General features: G+C 70.3%; 24 protein-coding genes. 12 read left to right on the plus strand and 12 right to left on the minus strand.

Annotated elements, in window-relative coordinates:
* The 3 genes from rsmD to VNW53_RS15345 all read left to right on the plus strand — a co-directional run bounded on the left by rsmD (nucleotide 1) and on the right by VNW53_RS15345 (nucleotide 3,109).
* Nucleotides 1-576, plus strand: a complete 576-nt coding sequence (rsmD, locus tag VNW53_RS15335; RefSeq protein ID WP_325556645.1) for a 16S rRNA (guanine(966)-N(2))-methyltransferase RsmD — start codon at nucleotides 1-3, stop codon at nucleotides 574-576.
* A 107-nt stretch (nucleotides 577-683) separates the two neighbouring features.
* Nucleotides 684-2,285 carry an ATP-binding protein gene (locus VNW53_RS15340; protein WP_325556646.1) on the plus strand — a complete coding sequence of 534 codons (1,602 nt, stop codon included), beginning with the start codon at nucleotides 684-686 and terminating at the stop codon, nucleotides 2,283-2,285.
* Nucleotides 2,286-2,338: 53 nt separating this feature from the next.
* Nucleotides 2,339-3,109, plus strand: coding sequence for a MerR family transcriptional regulator (locus VNW53_RS15345; RefSeq protein ID WP_325556648.1), 771 nt, complete (start codon nucleotides 2,339-2,341; stop codon nucleotides 3,107-3,109).
* A 165-nt stretch (nucleotides 3,110-3,274) separates the two neighbouring features.
* Here the strand turns inward: VNW53_RS15345 and mutL are convergent, their stop codons facing one another.
* Nucleotides 3,275-5,122: a DNA mismatch repair endonuclease MutL gene (mutL, locus tag VNW53_RS15350; RefSeq protein WP_325556649.1), complete on the minus strand. Its 1,848-nt coding sequence runs from the start codon at nucleotides 5,120-5,122 to the stop codon at nucleotides 3,275-3,277.
* Between the two features lie 61 nt (nucleotides 5,123-5,183).
* Here mutL and VNW53_RS15355 point away from each other — a divergent pair, with 61 nt between their 5' ends.
* Nucleotides 5,184-6,149: a TraB/GumN family protein gene (locus VNW53_RS15355; protein WP_325556650.1), complete on the plus strand. Its 966-nt coding sequence runs from the start codon at nucleotides 5,184-5,186 to the stop codon at nucleotides 6,147-6,149.
* Here VNW53_RS15355 and VNW53_RS15360 read toward each other — a convergent pair.
* A complete protein-coding gene (locus tag VNW53_RS15360) occupies nucleotides 6,146-6,559 on the minus strand; it encodes a hypothetical protein (protein ID WP_325556651.1) in 414 nt (137 codons plus the stop codon). The genes VNW53_RS15355 and VNW53_RS15360 overlap by 4 nt on opposite strands.
* Nucleotides 6,560-6,709: 150 nt before the next feature.
* Between VNW53_RS15360 and VNW53_RS15365 the strand changes: the two genes are divergently transcribed.
* On the plus strand, nucleotides 6,710-7,126 hold the full coding sequence (locus tag VNW53_RS15365; RefSeq protein ID WP_325556652.1) for a hypothetical protein: 417 nt from the start codon (nucleotides 6,710-6,712) through the stop codon (nucleotides 7,124-7,126).
* Nucleotides 7,127-7,128: 2 nt separating this feature from the next.
* A complete protein-coding gene (locus VNW53_RS15370; protein ID WP_325556654.1) occupies nucleotides 7,129-7,356 on the plus strand; it encodes a helix-turn-helix transcriptional regulator in 228 nt (75 codons plus the stop codon).
* 168 nt (nucleotides 7,357-7,524) lie between these two features.
* Here VNW53_RS15370 and VNW53_RS15375 read toward each other — a convergent pair whose 3' ends face one another.
* The 3 genes from VNW53_RS15375 to ileS all read right to left on the minus strand — a co-directional run bounded on the left by VNW53_RS15375 (nucleotide 7,525) and on the right by ileS (nucleotide 11,600).
* The gene (locus tag VNW53_RS15375; protein WP_325556656.1) at nucleotides 7,525-8,079 is read right to left on the minus strand and encodes a DUF3035 domain-containing protein; all 555 of its coding nucleotides are present in this window, start codon (nucleotides 8,077-8,079) and stop codon (nucleotides 7,525-7,527) included.
* Between the two features lie 79 nt (nucleotides 8,080-8,158).
* A complete protein-coding gene (gene lspA / locus VNW53_RS15380; RefSeq protein ID WP_325556658.1) occupies nucleotides 8,159-8,683 on the minus strand; it encodes a signal peptidase II in 525 nt (174 codons plus the stop codon).
* A 1-nt stretch (nucleotide 8,684) separates the two neighbouring features.
* The gene (gene ileS / locus VNW53_RS15385; protein ID WP_325556660.1) at nucleotides 8,685-11,600 is read right to left on the minus strand and encodes an isoleucine--tRNA ligase; all 2,916 of its coding nucleotides are present in this window, start codon (nucleotides 11,598-11,600) and stop codon (nucleotides 8,685-8,687) included.
* Between the two features lie 279 nt (nucleotides 11,601-11,879).
* Here ileS and VNW53_RS15390 point away from each other — a divergent pair, with 279 nt between their 5' ends.
* Nucleotides 11,880-12,713, plus strand: a complete 834-nt coding sequence (locus tag VNW53_RS15390) for a cyanophycinase (RefSeq protein WP_325556662.1) — start codon at nucleotides 11,880-11,882, stop codon at nucleotides 12,711-12,713.
* Nucleotides 12,714-12,940: 227 nt separating this feature from the next.
* Here VNW53_RS15390 and VNW53_RS15395 read toward each other — a convergent pair whose 3' ends face one another.
* The 5 genes from VNW53_RS15395 to VNW53_RS15415 form a co-directional block, all read right to left on the minus strand.
* The gene (locus tag VNW53_RS15395) at nucleotides 12,941-13,891 is read right to left on the minus strand and encodes a bifunctional riboflavin kinase/FAD synthetase (RefSeq protein WP_325556663.1); all 951 of its coding nucleotides are present in this window, start codon (nucleotides 13,889-13,891) and stop codon (nucleotides 12,941-12,943) included.
* Entirely contained in the window at nucleotides 13,891-14,325 is a 435-nt protein-coding gene (locus tag VNW53_RS15400) for a MaoC family dehydratase (protein WP_325556665.1), read from the minus strand. Before VNW53_RS15400 ends, VNW53_RS15395 begins: the two co-directional genes overlap by 1 nt.
* A 58-nt stretch (nucleotides 14,326-14,383) precedes the next feature.
* The gene (locus VNW53_RS15405; RefSeq protein ID WP_325556666.1) at nucleotides 14,384-15,247 is read right to left on the minus strand and encodes a TIGR01459 family HAD-type hydrolase; all 864 of its coding nucleotides are present in this window, start codon (nucleotides 15,245-15,247) and stop codon (nucleotides 14,384-14,386) included.
* An 85-nt stretch (nucleotides 15,248-15,332) separates the two neighbouring features.
* Nucleotides 15,333-16,205: an undecaprenyl-diphosphatase UppP gene (gene uppP / locus VNW53_RS15410; RefSeq protein ID WP_325556667.1), complete on the minus strand. Its 873-nt coding sequence runs from the start codon at nucleotides 16,203-16,205 to the stop codon at nucleotides 15,333-15,335.
* Nucleotides 16,206-16,221: 16 nt separating this feature from the next.
* Nucleotides 16,222-17,475, minus strand: coding sequence for an EAL domain-containing protein (locus VNW53_RS15415; RefSeq protein WP_325556668.1), 1,254 nt, complete (start codon nucleotides 17,473-17,475; stop codon nucleotides 16,222-16,224).
* A gap of 188 nt (nucleotides 17,476-17,663) precedes the next feature.
* Here VNW53_RS15415 and VNW53_RS15420 point away from each other — a divergent pair, with 188 nt between their 5' ends.
* The 4 genes from VNW53_RS15420 to VNW53_RS15435 all read left to right on the plus strand — a co-directional run bounded on the left by VNW53_RS15420 (nucleotide 17,664) and on the right by VNW53_RS15435 (nucleotide 22,311).
* Nucleotides 17,664-18,398, plus strand: a complete 735-nt coding sequence (locus tag VNW53_RS15420) for a hypothetical protein (protein WP_325556669.1) — start codon at nucleotides 17,664-17,666, stop codon at nucleotides 18,396-18,398.
* Between the two features lie 91 nt (nucleotides 18,399-18,489).
* Nucleotides 18,490-20,007 carry an NAD(P)/FAD-dependent oxidoreductase gene (locus VNW53_RS15425; protein WP_325556670.1) on the plus strand — a complete coding sequence of 506 codons (1,518 nt, stop codon included), beginning with the start codon at nucleotides 18,490-18,492 and terminating at the stop codon, nucleotides 20,005-20,007.
* A gap of 331 nt (nucleotides 20,008-20,338) precedes the next feature.
* The gene (locus tag VNW53_RS15430) at nucleotides 20,339-20,764 is read left to right on the plus strand and encodes a hypothetical protein (protein WP_325556671.1); all 426 of its coding nucleotides are present in this window, start codon (nucleotides 20,339-20,341) and stop codon (nucleotides 20,762-20,764) included.
* A 584-nt stretch (nucleotides 20,765-21,348) separates the two neighbouring features.
* On the plus strand, nucleotides 21,349-22,311 hold the full coding sequence (locus VNW53_RS15435; RefSeq protein WP_325556673.1) for a hypothetical protein: 963 nt from the start codon (nucleotides 21,349-21,351) through the stop codon (nucleotides 22,309-22,311).
* Between the two features lie 330 nt (nucleotides 22,312-22,641).
* On the opposite strand, the gene VNW53_RS15440 is transcribed toward VNW53_RS15435, so the two are convergent.
* A complete protein-coding gene (locus tag VNW53_RS15440; RefSeq protein ID WP_325556674.1) occupies nucleotides 22,642-23,268 on the minus strand; it encodes an HAD family phosphatase in 627 nt (208 codons plus the stop codon).
* Nucleotides 23,269-23,278: 10 nt separating this feature from the next.
* Nucleotides 23,279-23,404: a type B 50S ribosomal protein L36 gene (gene ykgO / locus VNW53_RS15445; protein ID WP_293379178.1), complete on the minus strand. Its 126-nt coding sequence runs from the start codon at nucleotides 23,402-23,404 to the stop codon at nucleotides 23,279-23,281.
* Nucleotides 23,405-23,558: 154 nt separating this feature from the next.
* Here ykgO and VNW53_RS15450 point away from each other — a divergent pair, with 154 nt between their 5' ends.
* Nucleotides 23,559-24,920, plus strand: coding sequence for a lytic murein transglycosylase (locus VNW53_RS15450; RefSeq protein WP_325556675.1), 1,362 nt, complete (start codon nucleotides 23,559-23,561; stop codon nucleotides 24,918-24,920).
* Nucleotides 24,921-24,929 lie beyond the last annotated feature (9 nt).

Genomic DNA, 24,929 nt, shown 5'->3' on the forward strand with positions numbered 1-24,929 from the left:
ATGCGCATCGTCTCCGGCAGCTTCCGCGGCAAGACCCTGGCCGCGCCCAGGGGCGACTCGACGCGCCCGACCTCCGACCGCGCCCGCCAGGCGATCTTCAACATCCTGGAGCACGCCGCCTGGTCGAAGGGGGTGCGCGGCGCCCGCGTGATCGACCTGTTCGCCGGTTCCGGCGCCCTGGGCTTCGAGGCCCTGTCGCGCGGCGCGGCCTTCTGCCTGTTCGTGGAGACCGACGAGGCCGCGCGCGGCGCGATCCGCGAGAACGTCGACGGCCTGAGCCTGTTCGGCGTGACCCGCGTCCACCGCCGGGACGCCACCGACCTGGGCGTGCGCCCGGGCGCCGATGGCCCGGCTTTCGACCTCGCGTTCCTCGACCCGCCCTACGCCAGGGGCCTGGGCGAGATCGCGCTGGCGAAGCTGGCGGACGGCGGCTGGCTGGCGCCCGGCGCGACCGTCGTCTTCGAGCGCGGGGCCGGCGAACCGGACTTCAAGGTCGACGGCTTCGAGGCGCTGGACGTGCGCGACTACGGCGCGGCGCGGGTGCATTTCCTGCGGGCGCCGGAAACCTCTGGCTAACCCTGTCACGAAGAGTTCGCACGACCTTAACTACCTGGGCCGTGAGCCCTAACGCCTCGTTAGAGAGCCTCCTGCGATGACCCCGCGTACTCGTGGGGGAGTCACCGATGACGCTGCTGCTCGATATCGCGCCGTTCTCGCCGCCGGCGACGCCGCGCAACACCGGGCGCGACATCTATCGCCAGTTCGAGGACGACCCCGACCTGATGGTCATCGCCGTGGTGGACGACGACGGCCGGCCGGTCGGGCTGGTGGAGCGCAACGCCTTCCTCGTGCGGATGGCGGCGCAATACGGCTACGAGCTCTGGTCGCGGCGGCCGATCTCCCACTGGATGAAGACCGACCCGCTGATCGCCGACGGGGACATGACCGTCGAGGAATTCTGCGGCCGGGTGCTGGAGGAGCGCCCTTCGGAGCTGCTGCAGGGGTTCATCGTCACCTGTGCGGGCCGCTACGCCGGGGTCGGAACGGCGCTGTCCCTGCTGCAGGTGACCGCCGCGGCCACCGCCACCCACGCCCAGGAGATGAAACGCCTGGCCGAGCACGCCCAGGACGCCCTGGCCGCCAAGGGCCGCTTCCTGGCGGTGATGAGCCACGAGATCCGCACGCCCCTGAACGGCGTCCTGGCGGTGGCCGAGATCATCCGGCGCAAGTCCCGGCAGGCCGACCTGGCCCCGCTGGTCGACACCATCGTCCAGTCGGGCGGCACGCTGCTGCGCCTGCTCAACGACGCGCTGGACCTGTCGCGCGCCGAGGCCTCCGGGCTGGAGCTGCACGAGGAGCCGGTGCTGGCGTCCAAGGTGGTCGACGACGTGATGTCGCTGTGGTCGTCGCAGGCCGAGCTGAAGGGCGTGAGCCTGACCGCCGTCTATTCCGGCCCGGCCGACCTGTGGGTCCTGGCCGACCGGGTGCGCATCCAGCAGGTGATCAACAACCTGGTCTCCAACGCCATGAAGTTCGCCGCCGACGGCGCGGTGGAGGTCCGCCTGGGCGTGCGGCGCGACGGCGATTATGTGACCCTCACCGGCGAGGTCGCCGACACCGGTCCGGGCGTCCCGGCCGACCGGCTGGAGTCGATCTTCGACCCGTTCCGGCAGACTGAGGACGGAGTGCGCCTCGGCGGCGCGGGCCTGGGCCTGGCCGTCTGCCGCCAGATCATGGCCCGCATGGACGGCCGGATCGAGGCCATGGCCAACCCGGGCGGCGGCGCCCTCTTCCGCTTCGAGGCGCCGCTGCATTGGCTGCCGGAGCCGCAGGCCGCCGCGCCCGCGATCAGCCCGGTGGAGGCCGCCGGCGGCGCCCTGCATGTGCTGGTGGTCGACGACAACGCCACCAACCGCATGGTGGCCCAGACCCTGGTGGAGATGTTCGGCTGCACCTGCGAGTGCCTGGAGGACGGCGCCGCGGCGGTGGCCGCGACCGCCACCGGCCGCTTCGGCCTGGTGCTGATGGACATCAAGATGCCCGGCATGGACGGGGTGGAGGCGACCCAGCGGATTCGCTCCGGCCGCACCGAGGGCAGCTTGACCCCGATCCTGGCGCTGACGGCGAACGCCGATCCGGCCGACGCGGCCTTCTACCGGCAGTGCGGGATGAACGGCGTCGTCGAAAAGCCGATCAAGCCCGAGCGGCTGCTGGAGGCGATGAGCGCGGTGGTGGGCGCCGCCGTGGCGCCGCAGGCCGCCCAGGCCATTTCCGAGGTCGCTTGACCCTCACGTCCCGTGAGGCCTGATACCGCCGCCATCGACGAGGAAGATCGATTGTGGGCGGTCATACGGTCAAGCAGGTGGCGAGGTTGTCGGGCGTCTCGGTCCGCGCCCTGCATCACTACGACGAGATCGGGCTCCTGAAGCCCGCCAGCGTCGGCGCGAACGGCTACCGCTACTATGGCCGCGAGGAACTGTTGCGCCTGCAGCAGATCCTGTTCCACCGCGAACTCGGCTTCTCCCTGGAGGAGATCGGGCGGACGCTGGACGCCGAAGGCTTCGACAGGGTGGCGGCCCTCAAGGCGCACCGCGTCAAGCTGGAAGCCGAGGCCCGGCGCTATCGGCGCCTGATGCGCACGATCGACTCCACCCTCGCCGCCCTCGAAGGAGACGCGAAGATGGCAGACAAGGCGATGTACCGGGGCTTCGACCCCGAAAAGCAGGCCGGTTACGAGAAGGAGCTGGTCGAGACGCACGGCCCGGCCATGCAGGGCCATATCGACCGGGCCAAGGCCGGGATGGCGGGCTGGAAACAGGCCGACTTCGACGCCATGCAGGCCGAGGCGGAGGCGATCGAGGCGGGCATGGCCAAGGCCCTGGTCGACGGCCTGCCGGCGGACTCCGCCGCGGTGACGGCCCTGATGCGCCGCCAGCATGCCTGGATCGTGAAGAGCTGGAACCGCGACGCTCCGGCGGTGGCCTTCGTCGGGCTCGGCCAGATGTACGTCGACGATCCCCGGTTTCGCGAACGCTACGACGGCCGCCAGGCGGGCCTCGCGGAATACATGGCCGCAGCGATGAAGAGCTTCGCGGAACGCGGGCTCTGACCCACTCCTCCCCCGAAGGGAACACTTCGGGGGAGGGGAACCGCGAAGCGGTGGAGGGGGCGCAAGGCCACGAGCTCAGAGTCTGCGGCTTTGCGCCCCCTCCGTCTCGTCGCGTGCCGCGCCGATCCACCTCCCCCGTTGTCTTCGCGACGTGGGAGGAGCGATTTAGCGCCGCCCGAACAGGCGCTCGATGTCGGCGAGCTTGAGTTCGACGTAGGTGGGCCGGCCGTGGTTGCACTGGCCGGAATGGGGCGTGGCTTCCATCTGGCGGAGCAGGGCGTTCATCTCCGGCGCGGTGAGCCGGCGGCCGGCCCGGACCGAGCCGTGGCAGGCCATGGTCGAGCAGACGTCCGCCAGCCGCTCCTTGAGCGCCAGGGCCGCCCCGTTCTCCGCCAGGTCGTCGGCGATGTCGCGCACCAGGCCCGGGACGTCGGTCTCGCCCAGCAGGGCCGGGACCTCGCGCACCAGCACCGCGCCGGGGCCGAAGGGTTCCAGCACGAGGCCGAGCGCCGCCAGTTCCTCGGCCTTGGCGGCGACGCGATCGGCCTCGGCGGGATCGAGCTCGACCACCTCGGGCAGCAGCAGCACCTGGCGGGCCACGCCGCCGTCGGCCATCTCGGTCTTCATCCGCTCGTAGACCAGCCGTTCGTGGGCGGCGTGCTGGTCGACGATCACCACCCCGTCGCGGGTCTGGGCGACGATGTAGGTCTCATGCACCTGGGCCCGGGCCGCCCCCAGCGGAAAGTCGACCGGATCGAACACCGGGGCCGGGCCGGCCTCCTCGGCGACGCCCGGCTCCCATTGGGGCTCGGCGCGGGCAGAGACCTCGGTCAGGCCCGGGATCGACTGGACGGCGGCGGCCATGGCGCCGGCGGCCTGCGGCTGCCAGCCCCCCTGGCGCCAGGCGGAATAGCCCGCCGCCGGGGGCGGCGGCGCATAGCCGCCGGGCCGGAAGCCGCCCAGCGCCGCACTGGCGACGGTTGTCGAGGCGCGGTGCCCGGCGGCGGCGAGCGCATGGCGCAGGCCGCCGATGATCAGGCCGCGCACCAGGCCGGGATCGCGGAACCGCACCTCGGCCTTGGCAGGATGGACGTTCACGTCGACGTAGGCCGTGTCCAGCTCTACGTAGAGCGCCGCCAGCGGATGGCGGTCGCGGGCCAGGAAGTCGGCGTAGGCGGCGCGCAACGCCCCCTGCAGCAGTCGGTCGCGCACGGGGCGGCCGTTGACGAACAGGTACTGGTGGGCGGCGTTGCCGCGGTTGTAGGTGGGCAGGCCGGCAAAGCCCGACAGGCGCACGCCCTCCCGCTCGTGGTCCAGCGCTAGGGCATTGTCGGAGAACTCGCGGCCCATGATCGCCGACAGGCGCGCCAGGCGCCCCTCCGGCCCCTTGGCCTCGGCCGGCAGGCGGATCGTGCGGCGGCCGTCCAGGTCGAGGGCGAAGCTGACGGCCTCGTGCGCCATGGCCTGGCGCTTGATCTCCTCGGCGATGGCCATGGCCTCGGAGCGCTCCGACTTCATGAACTTCAGTCGCGCCGGCGTGGCGTAGAACAGGTCGCGCACCTCGACCCGCGCCCCGTGCGGATCGGGGAAGGCGGCGGGCGAGACCGGGCCCACGGCGCCGGCCTCCACCAGGATCGCATGCGCCTCGGCCTGGCCACGGGCGCGGCTGGAAATCGCCAGCCGCGCCACCGAGCCGATCGACGGCAGCGCCTCGCCGCGGAAGCCCAGGGTCGCGATATGCAACAGGTCGTAGTCGCCGGCGTCGTCGGGGACGAGCTTGGACGTGGCGTGGCGCTCGATGGCCAGCGGCAGTTCGGCGGCCGTCAGGCCCTGCCCGTCATCGGCCACCAGAATGCGGGTCAGGCCGCCGCCATCGGCCTGGACCTCGACCCGCGCGGCGCCGGCGTCGAGGGCGTTTTCCACCAGCTCCTTGACCGCGCTCGCCGGGCGCTCCACCACCTCGCCGGCGGCGATGCGGTTGACGGTTTCAGGCGGCAGGCGACGGATCGGCATGACGAGGCTTTCGACAGGTCCCCAATATAGGGCGATTCCGCCGCGCCGGGCGCGGGCGCGATTGGGCCTGGGCGGCGTGCTGGCCGCGCTCGTCCTGGCCGCCGCGCCCGCCTGGGCCCAGGCGCCGCAAACGCCCTCGCGCCCCGACCCCACCGATCCCGATGCGGTGCTGGTCGAGGAGCTGGTGGTCACCGCGCGCCTGCCGGGGCCCGCCTGGTGGACGGTCTCCAACGGCGCCACGACCGTCTATGTCCTGGGCGCCCCGTCGCTGGCGCCCAAGCGGATGGCCTGGGACCGCGGCGTCTTCGAGCGGCGGCTGGCCGGCGCCAACCTGGTGATCCTGCCCTTCCAGGACGTGAAGGTGAGCTTCACCGGGGTGATCGGTGCGGCGTTCAACTTCATGCGCCTGCGCGGCGGCGGGCCTTTCGAGGCGACCCTGGACCCCGAGCGGCGCGCCCGCTTCGCCGCCGTCCGCGCACGCCTGGGCGCGCCGCCGGACCGCTACGCGACCCGCAACCCGCTGGCCGCCGGACTGATCCTGGCCACCGACTATCGGGACAAGACCGGCCTCACCACCACCGACCCCACCAAGCTGATCAAGCTTCTGGCGCAGCGCGCGCGCCTGCCGATCTCGCAGAGGAGCTACGACCTGGGCCCGCTGATGGGGGCGATCATCCGCACGCCCCAGGCCGCGGGCCTGGCCTGCTTCGACGAGGTGCTGGCCCAGGCGGAAGCCGGGCCGGGAATCACCCTCGCCGCCGCCCGCGCCTGGGCCCAGGGCGACGTGCGCGGCGCGCTGGGCAACGAGCGCACCTATGAGCGCTGCATCGCCCTGGTGCCCGGCGCCCAGGCCTTCGACGCCAAGGTCAAGGCCGACCAGGTCGCGGCCATCGAACAGGCGCTGAGGAAGCCGGGCCACGCCATCGCCGTGGTGCCTCTCCGGCCCCTGTTGGCGCAGGGCGGCGTACTCGACCAGTTGCGCGCCAAGGGCTTCACCGTCACCACGCCGGGCGAAGAGGCGGACTAGCGAGGGCCGAAGGTGGCGGCGACGAAGTTGTCGTAGCTGTCGAGCACCTTGGGGTCCTCCTTGACGATCTGCACCACCTGCCGCGGGATCAGCTTCAGGTGATCCTGCATGTGGTCGGCGCCGACGCCCTTGGCGACGCCGAAATCGCGGAAGATGGCGAAGGACTTCTGTTCGTAGGCGCTCACGTCGACCTTGCCGGGGCCCTGGGCGAAGGCCGCGCGGGTGATCTCGTAGAAGGCATGGAAGTGCGGGTCGGCGATCCAGGAAGCCTCGTCGTTCCCCTGCATGTGGGCGGTGGTTCCCTCCGGGGCGGCGGCGCTGCCGGGATGCTGCGCCAGGGCGGGGCCCGCGAGCGCAAGCGCAGTAAGGCCGGCGGCGATGGCGAGGCTGGGAAGGCGGCGATGGGTCATTTGGGATGTCCTCCAGGTTGAGGCATGCGTCGCCGGTCCGCGAAGCGGTTGGCGCCGCGCCGCGGGACTGCTAGGTCATGCCAAGAAACTCTGACATGATGTAAAAGATATTATACATCTCGTCCAGGATCTTTTGCACGAGGCTCGACGATGTCCTTCCGCGAGAAGTCCGCCTGGATCACCCTGGTGACGGTGCTGCTGTGCTTCGGGGCCTATTTCGGCGCGATCGTCACCGGGCGGGTGAGCGGCGAGGGCTTCCCGGCCATGCACCTGCTGCTCGCCTGCGTGGCGGTCCTGGTCGTGCTGCAGATCGCCCTCAACGCCATCGCGGCGGCCACAACGCCGCGGGACGGCCGCGCGCCGGCCGACGAGCGCGAGACCCTGATCCAGTATCGGGCGCGGAGCCTGGGCTTCTATGTCCTGATGGGCTTTTCGCTGACGCTGTTCCTGCCCGTGCATTTCGGGCACAGCGCGATCCAGATCGCCAACTTCGCCCTGCTGGGCGTCGTGCTCACCACCCTGGCCGTGGCCGGGGCGGAGATCGTCATGTTCCGGCGCGGGGTCTGAGCGTGGCCTCAGGCCTTCCCATCGCCAACCAGATCCGCCGCCTGCGCTTCGAGCACGGCGAGATGACCCAGTCGGACCTGGCCGAGAAGATCGGCATGACCCGCCAGACCGTCGCGGCCATCGAGGCGGGCAAGTACTCGCCCTCGCTGGAGGCGGCGTTCCGCATCGCCCACGTCTTCGGCGTGGGCCTGGACGAGGTGTTCCAGTGGATTTCGATCCCTCCTCTTTAGGGGAGGGTGGACGAGGCGAAGCCTCGGACGGGTGGGGGTCTGTGGGCCAGATTGAGAGTCCGCCGCTTGAACGCGACTTCCCCACCCTGGCCGCGGAGCCTGTCCTCGGGCCGGCATTCGCCGGACCCGGGGGCGGCCTGTCCCTCCCCTAAAGAGGAGGGATGCTTCTTACAGCCCCGGCAGCTTCAGCTTCTTCTCGCCTTCGCGGGCGATGATCACCGTCTTGCCGCCGGTCAGCTTGGAGATGCGTTCGGCCTCGGCGGCCGGGTCGATCGGCGCCGCGCCGTCGCCGACCGGTTGGGGCGTCGTCGCCGGGGCCTTGTCGGCGCGCCAGAACATCACCTTGTCGGCGAAGCTCTTTTCCTTGTGCGCCACGTCGCCGAACTCGTCGTCGACCACATAGCGGATGAGCGGATCGGCCTTGTCGGCGCCGGCCTTGGCCACCAGCATCTTCTCGCCCTCGGAGCGGGCCTCGCCCTCGCGGGCGCCCAGCAGCGCGGTGCGCGCGGCGCTTTCCGGCTGCAGCTCCTGCGGCCGCGGCTTGCCGGGCGCCGGCGGACGCAGGGCGAAGTCGGGCGGCACCACCAGGGGCGCCTTGGTGACGACCCGGAACTCGTCGGGGGTGACCTTGTTCATGCCGAGCGCATTGCGCGTCGACACGCAGCCCGCCAGTCCGGTCGCCGCGATCAGGGCCGTCGCAACGATCACTCGGTTGACGCTCATGAAATACCCACTCCTAGAGCCGCCCCCGGCCTCGAAGGGAGAGTGGATAGCGCAAACGCAGTGTTCCGCCAACGGCGCATCAGGCCGCATCCCCGCCGGACCCCATCGGCGCGCGTGCGGCGCGCTCGCGGCTGTCCTGGCGCAGCATGTCGATCAGCAGCAGGCAGATGCCCACGCTGATCGCCGAGTCGGCCACGTTGAAGATCCAGGGGAAGTAGAGGCGGGTGGCGTCGATGAAGTCGGCGACCTGGCCCAGGCGCACCCGGTCGATGGCGTTGCCGACGGCCCCGCCCATCACCAGGCCCACGGCCACGGCGAACAGCGGGCGCTCGGTCCTGCGCACCCAGCCCGCCAGGAAGATCGCGACCACGACGGAGAACAGGGTGAGCAACCATCGCGCCAGGTCATGGCTCGACTGCAGGAAGCCGAAGCTGACCCCCGGGTTCCAGATATGCGTGAGCGCGATCGGGCCCAGGAACGGCACGCTCTGCCCCTCGGCCAGATGCAGGATGTCGAGGATCCAGTACTTCACCGCCTGGTCGGCGACGACGACGGCGCCGGCCATCAGGAAAGCGATCCAACCGAGCTTGGAGATCTGCCGCATGTCAGGCCCCGCCGTGGGTTGCGTCCCACGCGGCCACGGCGTCGGCGTCGCGCAGGGAAAGGTCCGGGTAGCGCGGGTCGGAGCCCACTTCCGGCAGGATACGCCAGGATCGGGCGCATTTGCGGCCCTCTGCGCGCAGGGGTTCCACGGCCACGCCGGGAACCTCCGGCAGGCGGAAGGCGCCCGCAGGCCCCTCGCCCGCGACCAGGGTGGCCTGGCTGGTGCGGAACACCTCGGCGGCATCCAGGCCCTGGAAGGCGGCCAACAGGTCGGCGTCGGCGATATGGACCTTCGGCGCGGCCTCGAGCGCGGCGCCGAGGCGCTTCTCGCGCCGCTCGACCTCCAGGGCGCCGGTGACCGCCGAGGTCACCGCCTGCACCCGGGCCCAGCGCGCCGCCTCGGCCTCGTTCTTCCAGTCGGCCGGCGTGTCCGGCAGGGTGCGCAGGCAGTTGGAGCCGGCGTCCGGATACCGCGTGGTCCAGGCCTCCTCCATGGTGAAGGGGATCAGCGGGCTCAGCCACGCCGTCAGCCGCGAGAACGCCGCCTGCATCACCGTGCGCGCCGCGCGCCGGCGCAACGAGTCCGGGCGGTCGCAATACAAGGCGTCGCGGCGGATGTCGAAGAACAGGGCCGAGAGCTCGGTCTGGCAGAATTCGGTGATCGGCCGGATCACGTCCTGGAACAGGTAGCCCTCGTAGGCCGCGCGGACCCGGCCATCCAGCTCCCACAGCCGATGCAGGATGAACCGCTCCAGCGGCGGCATCTCCTCCAGTTCCACCGCCTCGTCAGGAGAATAGTCGGCCAGCGCGCCCAGCAGGTACCGGATGGTGTTGCGCAGCTTCCGGTAGGCGTCCGACGTGGTCTGCAGGACGGTCTTCCCGATACGGGAATCGTCCGAATAGTCGATCATCGCCGCCCAGAGCCGGATGATTTCCGCCCCGGACTCGCGAATGACCTGATCCGGGTCGACCACGTTGCCCTTGGACTTCGACATCTTCTCGCCGTTCTCGTCCATGGTGAAGCCATGGGTGAGGATCGCGTCGTAGGGCGCGCGGCCGCGGGTGCCGGAGCTTTCCAGCAGCGACGACTGGAACCAGCCGCGGTGCTGGTCGGAGCCTTCCAGGTAGAGGTCGGCCGGCCAGTGGGTGTGCGGGCGGTTCTCGAGCGTGAAGGCGTGGGTCGAGCCTGAGTCGAACCAGACGTCGAGGATGTCCTCGACCTTCTCGAACCGCTCGGGATCGTGCGGCCCCAGGAAGTCGGACACCGGCCGGGTGAACCAGGCGTCGGCCCCCTCCGCGCGGATCAGCTCGACGATGCGGGCGTTGACGGCGGGGTCGTGCAGCGGCTGGCCGGTCTCCTTGTCGACGAACATGGCGAGCGGCGAGCCCCAGGCGCGCTGGCGGCTGATCAGCCAGTCGGGGCGGCTCTCGACCATGGCGCGGATGCGGTTCCTGCCGGCGGCCGGATAGAAGGCGGTGGCGTCGATGGATTCCAGGGCGGTCTCGCGCAGGGTGCGCCCGCCGTGGGCGGCGTCCTCCAGCGGCTCGTCCATGCGGATGAACCACTGCGGGGTGTTGCGGAAGATCACCGGCGCCTTGGACCGCCATGAATGCGGATAGGAATGCTCCACCCGGCCGCGCGCCAGGAGGCCGCCGGCCTCGATCAGCTTTTCCATCACCGCGCCGTTGGCCGGGCCGAACTTGCCGGCCTTCTTGCCCTCGGTCTCCAGCACCTTCAGCCCCGCGAACAGCGGCACGGTCGGATAGTAGGCGCCGTCCGGATCGACGGTCTCGGGGATCTCGCGGTGGCCGTGGGCCAGCCAGACGGCGTAGTCGTCTGCGCCGTGGCCCGGCGCGGTGTGGACGAAGCCCGTGCCCGCATCGTCGGTCACGTGGTCGCCGGCCAGCATCGGGACCTGGAAGCCGTAGCCGCCGTCGAGCGCCGCCAGGGGATGGCTCAGCACCATGCCCTCCGGCTCGACCTTCTCTATCCTGCGGAACTTCGCGACCTTGGCGGCGGCCATGACCTCGGCGGCCAGCTTCTCGGCGACGATCAGCCGGTCGCCGGCCTTGGCCCAGGGTTCGAACTCCAGGCCCTCTTCCATGGCGTCCACCTGGAAGACCGCATAGGCGATGTCGGGATTGTAGCTGACCGCGCGGTTGGCCGGGATCGTCCAGGGCGTGGTGGTCCAGATCACGACCGAGGCGTTGGCCGCGGCGTTGGAGCCCTCGACCACCGGGAACTTCACCCAGATCGTGGGGGAAACGTGGTTGTGGTACTCGACCTCGGCGTCGGCCAGCGCCGTGCGCTCCACCGGGCTCCACATCACCGGCTTGGAGCCGCGGTAGAGCTGGCCGGACATCACGAACTTATGGAACTCGGCGACGATGGCCGCCTCGCTCGGATAGTCCATGGTCGCGTAGCGGTGTTCCCAGTCGCCGATCACCCCCAGGCGTTTGAAGCCGTCCATCTGGACGCCGATCCACCTGGCGGCGTAGTCGCGGCAGCGGGTGCGGAACTCGGCCTTGGAGACCTCGTCCTTGCGGCGGCCCTGGGCGCGCAGCTCCTCCTCGATCTTCCACTCGATCGGCAGGCCGTGGCAGTCCCAGCCGGGCACGTAGTCGACGTCGTAGCCCAGCAGGAACCGCGAGCGGACCACGAAATCCTTCAGCGTCTTCTGCAGGGCGTGGCCGATATGGATCGCGCCGTTGGCGTAGGGCGGGCCGTCGTGCAGCACATAGAGGGGCGCGCCGGCGTGCTGGCGGGCCTTCCTCATGGCGTTGTAGAGGTCGGCCTTGGCCCAGGCCTCCAGGATCTGCGGCTCCTTCTGCGGCAGGCCCGCGCGCATGGGGAAGGGCGTTTCGGGGAGGAAGACGGTTTCGCGATAGTCGCGCGAGGGCGTGGCGTCGTCGGCCATGGAACTTTCCAACGGGGTCCGGAGGGAATTGAGCTGCGGGGAAATCCCGGCGCGCGCGCAGACGGGGCTCGTCCGGCGGCGTCACGCCGGGCGGATAATTCGCACGCTCTTCCGGACCGAAGTCATGGGGCGAGGCTCTAACAGACGGGAGCGCCGAACCCAAGAGGCCGCGGCCGCCGCCGCGCGTTCTCCCGAGGCGTCTTCGCTCGCGAAGGAAATATCGGAACGACAAAGCGCGGCTAGGCTCCAATCTAGACGTAACGCTTTCGGGGACATTCCATGCGCTTCAATCTTCGTATCCTTGGCCCGGCCGCCACGGCCCTGCTGCTGGCCGCCTCCGTGGCCCAGGCCGCGCCGGTGGTGCGCGGGCCCGAGCACGGGACCCTGATCATCGCCGGCGGCGGCGCCCTGGGGCCTGAGATCGTCGGCCGGTTCATCACGCTCGCCGGCGGGCCGTCCGCGGAGATCGTGGTGATCCCCACCGCCGGCGGGGCGGCCAAGTACGGCCCGGACTGCGATTGCCTGAACATCTTCAGGAAGCTCGGCGCCACCCACCTCACCGTCCTGCACACCACCGACCGCAAGGAGGCCGACAGCGAGGCCTTCGTCGCGCCGCTGAAGCGGGCCAAGGCGGTGTGGTTCGTGGGCGGCCGGCAATGGCATCTGGTCGATTCGTACCTGGGCACCCGCACCGAGGCGGAGATCAAGAACCTCCTGGCGCGCGGCGGCGTGGCGGGCGGCACCTCGGCGGGCGCCTCGATCCAGGCCTCCTACATGGTGCGCGGCGCCAAGTCGGGGAACGACGTGATGATAGCCCCCGGCTACGAGCAGGGCTTCGGCCTGATCACCGGCGCGGCGGTCGACCAGCACGTCACGGCCCGCCACCGCGAGGGCGACCTGGACCTGGTGGTGGCCAAGCATCCCGACGTACTCGGCATCGGCATCGACCAGTCCACCGCCATCGAGGTGAAGCGCGACGACTTCAAGGTGCTGGGCGTCGGCCACGTCTTCATCCACGACGGGACCGAGCAGCCGAACGGCGGGCACTACTACCTGCTGGGCGCAGGGGACGGCTTCGACCTTAGGACGCTCACCGGCACGGCGAAGCGGTAGGGGCGGCCTCCCCTTGCCCCCGAGACGAAGTCCGGAGGGAGAGGATGTGGAGAGGGGCGGCGCGGAGAGGCGTGATCCGCCGTTGGTTCGGCCATGACCCATGAACGGCGCCGCTGCTGATCCTCGCTTCACCAACGGGAGAGACGGACAGATCCCAGCCGCCCCTCTCCCTACCCTCTCCCCTCGCGCTGCGCGTCGGGGGAGAGGAGATTCGCGGTGACTGGGCCCTACTCCAGCTCCGGCAGCAGCAGCGCCCGCGCGGCCTTGGCGTCCTTCATGACCTGTTCGGTCATGATCTCGACGCTGTCGAACTTGGCCTCGGGGCGCAGGAAGGCGACGAGGTCGGTCTCGATGACCTGGTCGTAGATGTCTTCGTCGAAGTCGAAGAGCCAGACCTCGAGTAGGGGCGCGCGGGTCCCCTCGATGGTGGGGTTGATGCCGATGTTGGCGACGCCGGGGACCTCGCGCCCGTCGGGCAGGCGGGTGCGGGTGGCGTAGACCCCGAACCTGGGGATCACATAGTGGCCGAGCGCCACATTGGCGGTCGGGAAGCCGAGCTTGCGGCCGAGCTGGCGGCCGCGCTGCACCGCGCCCTCGATGGCGAAGGGACGACCGAGGATGGCGGCGGCGTCGGCCGGGCGGCCGCCACGCAAAGCCTCGCGCACCGCGGTGGAGGAGTACTTCTCGCCGCCGCCGTCGGCCACCGCCTCGGCCACCGAAACGCCGAAGCCCATCTCCTCTCCATAGGCCTGCATGGTGGCCGGACTGCCCGTGCGTCCCCAGCCGAAGGTGATGTCGAAGCCCACCGCCACGTGGCGCGCGCCCAGGCCCTTGTGCAGCACCTCCGCGGCGAACTCCCGATCGGTCAGGTGGGCGAACTCGGGGCTGAACGGCAGGACGTAGAGCACGTCGACGCCCAGCGCCTCCAGGGCGCGGGCCTGCTGGTCGGGCTTCATCAGGTGGAAGGCCGGCTCCTCGGGTCGGAAATAGACCCGCGGGTGCGGATCGAACGTGATCACGCCCAGCGGGCAGCCCAGCTCGCCGGCGGCCTTGGCGGCCAGCGCGATCACCTGCTGGTGGCCGCGGTGGACGCCGTCGAAGCTGCCCATGGCGACGGCCGCCCCGCGGTCGCCTTGCGGCAGGTCCTTCCAGCCCTTGATGACCCGAAGCCGCCGCATCAGCGGGCGGGCTTCGTGTCGCGGCGCGGGACCATGATCAGGGCTTCGCCGTCGACCACGGTCTTGCCGTTCACCAGGCAGGCGGTCTCGAAGGTGGCGTGGCCCTTGGCGGCGTCCAGCGCCTTGACGGTCACGCGGGCCACGACCGGATCGCCGATCCTGACCGGGCGGCGGAAGCGCAACGACTGCGACAGGTAGATCGCGCCCGGCCCCGGCAGGTCGTTGCCCAGCACCGCCGAGATATAGGCCGCGCTCAACATGCCGTGGGCGATGCGCCCGCCGAAGGCGGTGGTCTTGGCGTAGGCGTCGTCCATGTGCACCGGATTGACGTCGCCGGAGACCGCGGCGAAGGCCTCTATGTCGGCGGCGCCGACGGTGTGCGCCCGCTCGGCGCTCTGCCCCACGCTGAGTTCGTCGAAATAGAGCCCTTGCACCCGTAACTCCTTCGGCCTTGCGGTCTCACTTAGCGGCGAACGGACCCGCTCGCTAGGCTCACCAGACCAGGTCGGCGACGGCGTAGGTCGCGCTGAGGCCGTCCTGGCGTAGGAGGTCGGCGACGGCGGCCGCGTTGAGGCCGTCCGGCCCGATGGTTTCGGCCCCATGGATGCCGCTGGCGACGAACAGCACGTCGAGGCCGCGGGCGTTGGCGCCGCGGACGTCGGTGGGCAGGCCGTCGCCGATGCAGAGCACACGCGCCGGATCGACCGGCCGGCCCAGGGCCTCCGCCGCCTTGGCCAGCGATAGCTCATAGATCGCCGCATAGGGCTTGCCGGCCATGGCCACGCGCCCGCCCAGGCTCTCGTACAGTTGGGCGAGCGCCCCGCCACAGTAGATGAGCCGGTCACCCCGCTGGACAACTAGGTCCGGGTTCGCACAGACCATTTCGAGATCGCGGCCGACCGCTTCGAGGAAGCGGTCGCGGTAGTCGCCGGGCTCGTCGTTCTCGTCGTCGTAGGGGCCGGTGACCGAGACGAACTTCGCGCCCGCCAGGTCGGAGGTTTCCAGGCCCAGGCCCTCGTAGAGCGGCGCGTCGCGGTCGACGCCGATCAGCCAGGCGGGACCGGGCGCGCGCTCGGCGAGCAGGACGCGGGTGGCGTCGCCGGAGGTGACGATGTGGCTCCAGGCCTCGCGGGGCACGCCCAGGGCGTCGAGCTGTTCGATCACCGGCGCGTGCGGGCGCGCGGCATTGGAGATCAGGACCACCGGCCCGCGTTCGGCGCGGAACCGCGCCAGCGCCGCGCAGGCGGCGGGGAAGCTCTCGCGGCCGTTGTGGATCACGCCCCAGACGTCGCAGAGCAGGGCGTCGTAGCGGGGGGCGAGCTGGGAGAGGCTGGGGACGGACTGGGGAGCGGTCATCGCGGGCGGGTAGCGGCCCGGCCCTTCGCGGTCAATGGCCGGACAGATCCCGAAGCCCCTCGATCCAATCGGAGCGGCAAGGACCCTAGCTGATCCAACCGGCCGCGGCGGCGCCCAGCAGCAGGACGCCCAGCGCGATCCGGTAGATCACGAAGGGCCAGGTGGAGAACCGTTCCAGGAACCGCATCAGGCCCCAGATCGCCGCCAGGGCGGAGATGGCGCCGACCACGATCCCGACCCCCAGGACGCTCCAGCCGTGGGCGTCCAGGTGCGCCTTGTGCAGCTCCCACAGCTCCTTGAGGCCGGCGAGCGCGATGGCCGGAACGCCGAGCAGGAACGAGAACCGCGCCGCGTCCTCACGCTTGAGGCCGAGGCCGAGCGCCGCGGTCAGGGTCGAGCCGGACCGCGACACCCCGGGGATCAGGGCGCCGATCTGCGCCAGGCCGACCAGGATGGCGTCCCGCCCCGTCGCCTGGTCCATGGTCCGCTTGTGGCGCGCCCAGATCTCGGCGGCGGCCAGCAGCACGCCCATAACGAGGCAGGCCACGCCGATGGCCGGGATGGTGCGCAGGGGCGAGTTGCAGGCGTTGAGCACCGGGGCCAGGAGAAGGCCGGCGACCCCGATGGGGAGGGTCGCGACGGCGATCCACAGCACCAGCCGCAGGTCGCGATCGCCGAACCGGCCGCGCGCCAGGGCGCCCAGCGAGCCGCGGGCCAGGCCGCTCACGTCCGCCCAGAAATAGCTGACCACCGCCAGCAGGGCGGCGAGCTGCATGGCGGCGGAAAAGGCCGCGCCCGGGTCCGGCCAGCCGAGCAGGGCCGGAACGATCCGCATGTGGGCGGTGGAGGAGATGGGCAGCAGCTCGGTGATCCCCTGGATCACCCCCAGGAACGCCACCTTGGCGTAGCCAAGGGCGACGAACCCGGTGTCGAGGCCACCGCTGCAAGCTTCCGCCATCTTTCCTTGCCTAATTCTAGCCGAACGCCTGCCGCCGCACGAACTGCGGCCGGATCAGGTTGGGCGGCGGGCCGGCTTCGCTGAGCACGGCTTCCTTGATGGCGCGGGGCTCGCCGAACAGGTGGCCCTGGCCGTAGTCGAGGTTGAGGTCCAGCAGGTCGACGACCTGCCGCTCGGCCTCGATCTTCTCGGCGATCACCTCGACGCCGTAGCGGCGCGTGAGTTGCGTGAAGTCCTCGGCCGCCAGGTCGGGCAGGGAGCGCAGGATCAGGCGGCCGTCGACCTCGGTCATCTCGTCGAGCAGGAGCTGGGCGCCGACCTTGATGAACTTCACGTCCGAGCGGGCCAGGTCCTGCCAGTCGAGGTCGAGGTCGGTGACCTTGTCCAGGCTGAAGCGGAAGCCGAGGTCGGCGAGCTTGCCCATGTTGCGCGCCTCCACCGAGCCGCGGGCGTCGAACGCCGCCTGGCCGAGTTCGAAGATCAGCGCGCCCGCCAGGTCGCGGTTGGCGGTGAGCAGGTCCAGGAACTGCGGGAAGAAGCTCTCGTCGCCCAGGCTGGCCATGGAGACGTTGCAGAAGATGCCGATCTTGCGGTCCTGCTTGGCGAGGCGCCGGACGATCTGCACGCAGCGGAACAAGAGCAGGTTGTCGATGGCGGTGACCAGGCCGCCGGGCTCGGCGACGCTCAGGTACTCGGCCGGCATCATCACCCGGCCGCCCTCGTCGCGCAGGCGCGAGAAGCTTTCGTAGAACCGGGTGCGCCGCTGCGGCAGGGCCACGATGGGCTGCAGGTAGAGGTCGACGCGGTTCTCGGTCAGGGCCTCGCGGACGGTTTCCAGCAGGGCCGGCGCCTGGCGCGCGTCGCCGCCCAGGCGGGTCGGGAAGGCCGGCGCGTCGCCCTGCTCGTCCAGCCGGCGCTGCATGCGCTCGACCAGGGTCTCCAGCATGTGCACCTCGTCCAGCAGGTCGTCGGAGCGCTGGGCGTCGTCGGCGACGGCCTCGAAGATCTCGGTGACGCGGGCGTCGAGCGCCTCGACCTGGGTGAGCAGGATGCGGTGGGCCTCGCGGATGGTGGCCACGTCGCCCTTGATCTGGCCGGTCTCGAGCGCGCGCTCGATCAGGCCGTGGAAGGCGAAGCAGAGGCCAAGCGCCCCCACCAGGGCCGCCACGCCCGCGCCCCAGCCGCCGCCGTTCCGCCACAGGGTCAGCGAGACGATCAGCGACAGGCACAGGTAGGTCGCGCAGAGAAGGCCGAGGGTCAGCCGACGCATGGTCCCGCCATCCGAATCACTTCGGTGAGTATCCGACGCGGCGCAACGGCAAGTCGAAGGAATTAACGCGGGTGCGGCGAAGCCGCCGACGCCAATTTTCGCGCGCCTGTCGGCGTTGCGTATCTCCGTTCGTCCTATGACCGTTGGCCCGCCCTTCGGGCCGGGCGATTCCAGGTCGGGAGGACACGATGATCGGGATTGGGAGAGAAGCGGCAAGGCGGCTTGCCCTGGCGATAGTGCTGTCGCTGGGCGCCGCGGCCCCGGTCTGGGCCCAGGGCGGCGCGGCGCCCTACGCAACCATGGCGCCCCTGGGGGAATACCTGATGGCCGACCGCGGCGCCGAGATCGCCCTGGCCCGCAGCGCCGCGCCGCCGGCGATCTCGGACGACGCCACGATCATGGTGCTCGGACGCGGCGGCTACGAGGTCGCGGCGAAGGGCAAGAACGGTTTCGTCTGCCTGGTGGAACGCGCGTGGACGGCGCCCTTCGACTTCCCGGAGTTCTGGAATCCGAAGATGCGCGGCCCGGTCTGCTACAATCCGGCGGCTGTCCGATCCATCCTGCCGGATACGGTCAAGCGGACGTCCCTCGCCCTGGCTGGCCGGTCCAAGCCCGCGATGCTGAAGGCCATCAAGGCCGCGGTCGCCCGCAAGGCGCTGCCGACGCCGCAGATCGGCGCGATGTCCTACATGATGTCGCATCAGCAGTATCTGAACGACGGGGCCGGATCGTGGGCGCCGCACCTGATGTTCTATGTCCCGAGAACGGGCGCGGCGGCCTGGGGCGCGAACCTGCCCGCCTCGCCGATCATGCTGGACACCGACCACACCGAGATGCCGGAATCGGAGAGCATCTTCATGATGACGGCGACCAAGTGGTCGGACGGGACGCCCTTCGTCCAGGGCGAGGATCACAACCACTGAGCGGGCGCAGGCGCGGGCCGGCGAAGGAAACTGGAGTCGCGGCCCGAAATATGTGATCGGTGTTCACTCAACGCACACGGTGAGCGCTCAGATGGCGGACGGAACGGCGGCGGGCAAGCTGGGCGGCGAGGCGGTCGAGCATTTCGACGTGCTGATCGTGGGGGCGGGGCTGTCGGGGATCGGCGCCGGCTGGCACCTGCAGGACAAGGCGCCGGACCGCAGCTATGTGATCCTGGAGGGCCGCGAGGCGATCGGCGGCACCTGGGACCTGTTCCGCTATCCGGGCGTCCGCTCCGACAGCGACATGTACACCCTGGGCTATTCCTTCAAGCCGTGGACCGAGGCCAAGGCCATCGCCGACGGCCCCTCGATCCTGAAATACGTGCGCGAGACCGCCCGCGACTTCGGCATCGACCGGCGCATCCGCTACAGCCATCAGGTCACGGGCGCGGCCTGGTCGAGCGAGGACGCGCGGTGGACGATCACCGCCGAGGTGAAGGACGGCCAGACGGTCAGGCTGACCGCCGGCTTCCTGCTGCTCTGCGGCGGCTACTACAAGTACGAGGCCGGCTACACGCCGGACTTCCCCGGCCGCGCGCGGTTCAGGGGCGCCTTCGTCCATCCGCAGCACTGGCCGGAAGGGCTCGACTACGCCGGCAAGCGGGTGGTGGTGATCGGGTCCGGCGCCACGGCGGTGACCCTGGTCCCGGCGATGGCCGAGACGGCCAAGCACGTCACCATGCTGCAGCGCTCGCCCACCTATGTGGTCTCCCGGCCCGCCGAGGACGAGATGGCCAACCGGCTGCGAAAGTGGCTGCCGGGGATGCTGGCCTACCAGCTGATCCGCTGGCGCAATGTGCTGTTCGGCATGTGGTTCTTCCGCCTCGCCCGCAACAAGCCGGCCGCGGTGAAGAAGAACATCATCGACATGGTCCGCGCCCAGCTCGGCCCCGACTACGACGTCGATCGCCACTTCACGCCCAGCTACAACCCCTGGGACCAGCGGCTGTGCCTGGTCCCCGACGCCGACCTGTTCGAGGCGATCAAGGCCGACCGGGCGAGCGTGGTCACCGACCGGATCGAGACCTTCACCGAGACCGGCATCAAGCTTGCGTCCGGCGCCGACCTGCCCGCCGACATCATCGTCAGCGCCACGGGCCTGCGGCTGCAGGTGCTGAACGGCCTGGCGCTCAGCGTCGACGGCCGCGCCGTCGATCCGAGCCAGACGCTCGCCTACAAGGGCATGATGTACGAGGATATCCCGAACCTGGCGACCGTGTTCGGCTACACCAACGCCTCGTGGACCCTGAAGGCGGACCTGACCTGCGAATATATCTGCCGGGTGCTGAACCACATGAAGGCGACCGGCCAGCGCCAGGTCACGCCGCGCAACGACGATCCCAACATCGAGCGCCAGCCGTGGCTGGATTTCTCGTCCGGCTACGTCCAGCGGGCGATGGCCTCGTTCCCCAAGCAGGGGTCCAAGGCGCCCTGGCGGCTGCACCAGAACTACGCCATGGACCTGATGAGCTTGCGGTACGCCAGGCTGGCGGACGGGACGCTGGAGTTCAGCAATCCGGCGAAGGCGCGAGCGAAGGTGGCGGCTTAGGGCTCGCTTCGCGACGGGGGGTGGCGGTCCGTTTTGGGGCATCAGGGCGAGGACCGGGTTCGCCCGCTGTCCGACGTTGGGCGACGTCGGAACCTGGAGTCCGCGACGCGCCAGGAGCGGACATTCGGCAACGCCCTCCAGGGTGACATTCTGGTCACCACTTCGTTGTGCAAAGAAACACCGCGCCTGGGCGCCCGTGCCGCCTACGCAGGATGAGAATCTGGGCTACTCAATACACGCGTGAATGCGCCGCGGTGCCGCTTCTGGTGGTTGACTCGCCAAGTACTCGCATTGCGCTAAGCTGCGCCTTGGGTTCGTGGGCGGAGCGTTTGTGCAAGACGAGGTCGAAACCAACATTGAGGAGGCGATCACCACCCTCCTCAATCCTTCCAAGATCGATCAGCTGCTTGGTTGCGCTGTGGCTCACGACGCCCCTTGTGAGGGTGACGGGCCACGCACGGGGCTACTCCACGTACGCTTCCAGGAAGACGAGCCTCAAGTGGCTGCACTGGGAGAGTTTTTGTGGGGGCAGTGCATGTACTACGCGCTGCCTCGGAAGCGTCGCCTGGAGTTGACGGCCGCGATCCAGGAGGATTTCGCGGTCACAGCGCGAATTCACCAAGCTGTGCGGGACGCCTTCATTACCTTCAACAAGTCGTATCCATCACGCGCTAGCGAGCTGGGGGAAAACGAGGAAGCGATCGCCAAGAACGATCGACATCAACGATGTCATTCGAAAAGAGTTCGATTTGATTGAGGATGTGATCCGCTTCCAATACGTTCAGTTGGGGAAGGCATACGTGGACGTGCTTAGCCACGCGTTGCGTCACTGCGGGCGTGACGAGCGGGTAAAAGAAATCTTTGACTTCCCACTAGCCCTGGAATTGGGGGTCTCCACGCGCTCAGGCTGGTCCTTTATGGAACTAGGCCTGTCGCGGATCGCGGCCGCTGCGCTTGAGCCCCATTTTCCGAATTCTGAACTTGGCGTGGCGGAAGCAAGGGCGTGGCTTCGCGATTTGGACGTCGCTCCGCTACGGTTAAGTCAGGTCATCATGGACGAAATTCAAAGCCTAGGCCTCGTGAGGGCGGCCGCCTAGAGGAGGCTCGCTGCAGAGCTTCCCATGTCAGCAAGCCTCAGCTGGTGCAAAGGTTGCGCAACGCTTCGCGTACGGCCGGAGCGCCGACGTTCCAAAGGTCAGCAAAGAGTCATGGGCGGTCATTGCAGGGCCGCCGAGCAAACGTGGGCCGGCCCAAACCGGACTCGCGAAATGTCCGCCGCCCGGCACCCAAATTGTTCTCTTTTTGTTCTCCTTCTCGCCCCTCCTCTGCTATCCTCCCGCCATGCCGAGCCGCTACCGCCATGACGCCCCTCGCCTGAAGGCGGAGATCGTGGCGCGCGTGGACGCGGGCGAGTTTGTGCGGGCGATCTGCGCCTCGCCCGGCATGCCCGCCGAAACGACGGTCTGGAACTGGGCCAAAGGCGATCCCCTGTTCTCCGAGGCGCTGGCGGCGGCGCGGCGGCGGGGGACGTGGCGGCGGCTGTGGGGGTTCGACGAGGCCAAGGCGGCGGCGTTCCTGGCGCGGGCGCGGGCCGGGGAGCGGATCCACGACCTGCTGCGTGCGCCGGGCATGCCGTCGCGCGGGACCTATGACCGGTGGCGGACCGCCCAGGCGCCGTTCGCGGAGGCGGCGTTCGCGCTGCTGCAGCGGCGGAACGCGCAACTTCGCGAGAGGGGCCTGGCGGGGCGCCGGGCGTTCGACCAGGCGCTGGCCGACCGGATCATCGTGCGACTGAACACGGGGATGCGGCTGGAGGACATCCTGCTGGCCGATCCCGAACTGCCCTGCTGGGAGACAATGATGCGCTGGCGGCGCGAGCGGCCGGAATTCGACCGGGTGCTGCGGAGGATCATGGCGGCGCGGCGGCGGGCGGTGAAACCCGTGCCCGAGCCGGTGGTCGAGGAGGTGACGGAGCACATCCTTCTGGGCGGCACGTTCCTGAGCTTCACCCGCCTGCCCGGCGCGCCATCCTATGGGACGCTGCGGCGCTGGATGCGCGATCCGAACTTCGCCGCGGCGGTGGCGAGGGCCTGCGAAGATCGCGAGGACTGGTACTACGACCAGATCCTGATGGCCTCCGAACGGGATGCGCCGGGGTCGATCCGGGAGAAGGCGCGCGCCGTCGGGCGGCTGAAACGGCAGTTGGCGCGGCTGAGGCGCCGGCCGCGGATACCGCTGGGGGTCCAGCCCCGCCCCCATCATCCGCCGGGGCGGATGAAAGCTGATCCGGGGACCGGACGATGACGAGCGGACGGGGCGCCTGGACGGGAGGTCGGGAGCCGCGGACAAGCCGGGGCCGGCCTGGCGTCAGCACGGCTCTGCGCCACCTATGCGAGAGCGCCCGCATCACAGCGCGAATCTCACCGAACATTGTAATGCGCAATGGGGGCTGCGGGCCAATAGTGGTGCGGACGGCCACCCCCCCGAGGCCGTCACCTGGGGGCTAGACGCCTCCGACCCCCGGCCAGCAACCACCTCGCCGGGGGTCATCTGTTGATGGGGGCGCCGGCGCCGGACGGATTGCGGACGTTCGAGCCGGCCGCGCGATCCCGGTTTTCGCCCGGATCGCCGGGGTCAGAGCAGCCCCGCGGCCTCCAGGGCGGGCCGCAGGGCCGCCGGGTCGGTGAAGTGGTGGGTGTGGAAGCCCAGGGCCTCAGCCGCCGCGATATTGGTCGCGCTGTCGTCGACGAAGAGGGCGTCGGCGGGCGCGAAGCCGAAGCGGTCGCAGGTCAGCCGGTAGATCGCCGCGTCGGGTTTCATCACCCCCTCGCGCCCGGAGACGATGCGGCCGTCCAGGCGGTCGAAGGCGGGGCTCATGGCGAAGGTCGCGTCTTCGGTCTCGTGGCTCATGTTGGTGAGCGCGTATTGCCGCACGCCGCGGGCCCGCAGCGCCTCGATCGCGGCTTCGGTCTCGGGGATCGGGCCCGAGAACATCTCCGGCCAGCGGTGCTTCCAGGCCCAGATGGCGGCTTCGTGCCGGGGATGGCGGGCGCTCAGCGCCGCGCAATTGGCCTCGAAGGTGACGCCGCAGTCCGTCGGGCCGTGCCAGGCCATGGTGCAGACGTCGTTCAGGAACCGGTCGCGCTCGGCCGGATCGGGGAAGATCTTGGAATAGAGGGTGCGCGGATCCCAGCGCACGATGACGTTGCCGACGTCCCAGATGACAACCCTGGGCCAGACGACCGCGTGCGGCGCCTGCATCGGCGGAGCGTCAGCCCTGCTTGGCTTTGAAGCGCGGGTTGGTCTTGTTGATGATGTAGACCCGGCCCTTGCGGCGCACGAGCTTGCAGTCGCGGTGACGCGTCTTGAGCGACTTGAGCGAGCTTCTGACCTTCATCGGACTTCTCGGGGACCTATCTCGGGCGCGGACGTTGGCGTCCGGGGGGGTTTCACAAGAGCGCGCGGATATACGGAAAGGGGTGGTGCAAGTCAATGTCGCACGGGACGGGTTCCGATTGAGCCGGCTTGCGACGCTCGATAGACTCCCAACGATGCGCGCCAGCCACCTAACGCTCGTCGCCCTGGCCCTGCTGGCCGCCTGCGCGAGCCCGGCCGCCAGGCCCCCGCCGCCCGCGCCGGGCCCGGTCGCGCCGCCGCCGGCGCCGGCCACGCCGCCCCCTGCCGCGCACGGGGCGCCGGCGGTCACACCGGTGACCCCGCCCGCGGTTTCCGGCGACATGGTCTTCGACGCCTGGGCGGCGGAATTCTACGGCAAGGCGGTGAAGGCGGGCATCCCGCGCGACGTGCTGGACCGCGAGATGGCGGGCCTGACCCCCGATCCGCGGGTGACCCAGCGCGACAGCCGCCAGCCGGAGTTCTCCCAGCCGATCTCCACCTACATCAAGGGCGCGGTCACCGAGGGGCCGATCGTCAAGGGCGAGCGCGAGCGGGCCGAGGTGCCCCAGCTTCCCGACATCGAGCAGCGCTATGGCGTGCCGCGCGAGATCCTGATCGCCATCTGGGCGCGGGAGAGCGCCTTCGGGGCCATCCAGGGCGATTTCGACGTGGTCCGCTCCATGGCCTCCCTGGCCGCCCAGGGCCGCCGGCGCGACTGGGCGGAGGGCGAGCTGATCGCCGCGCTCCGGATCATCGCCACCGGACAGGCCAGCCGTAGCCAGCTCAAGGGTTCCTGGGCGGGCGCCATGGGCCAGACCCAGTTCATCCCCTCGGCCTATCTCTCCACCGCCGTGGACGGCGACGGCGACGGGCGGCGCGATATCTGGAACTCTGCGGCCGATTCCCTGGCCTCGGCGGCGAACCTGCTGGCCAAGGGCGGCTGGGCCCGCGGCCAGAGCTGGGCGCGGGAGGTCACCGCGCCCGACGGCTTCGACTTCAGCATGACCGAAGGCCCGAAGCTGACGCCCGACGCCTGGGCCACGCTGGGCGTCCTGCGCGCCGACGGCCTGCCGTGGACCGACGCGGACCGCGCCGTCGAGGCCCAGTTGATCGCGCCCGCCGGGGCGACCGGGCCGCTCTTCCTGCTGTTCCCCAACCACTTCGTGATCCGCAAGTACAACAACTCGGTGGCCTACGCCCTGGCGGTGGGGCTGCTGGCCGACCGGATCGCCGGCGGATCGCCGCTGGTGAAGCCCTGGCCGGCGGAGACGCCGCTGTCCCTGGCCGACCGGATGACCGCCCAGCGCGCGCTGGCGGCGCTGGGCTTCGACGCCGGGACGCCGGACGGGATCGTGGGCGCGGGCACCCGCACGGCGCTGCGCGCCTGGCAGAAGGCCCGCGGCCTGACGGCGGACGGCTATCTGTCGCCGGCCATGGTGCTGCGCCTGAAGGCGGAAACCGGCGCCGCCGAGGCTCCCGCGGCGCCGGCCCAGACGGCTCAGGCGCCCCCGACCTAGCCAGGGGCG

This window comes from Phenylobacterium sp. (genome assembly GCF_035569475.1).
Lineage (GTDB): Bacteria > Pseudomonadota > Alphaproteobacteria > Caulobacterales > Caulobacteraceae > Phenylobacterium.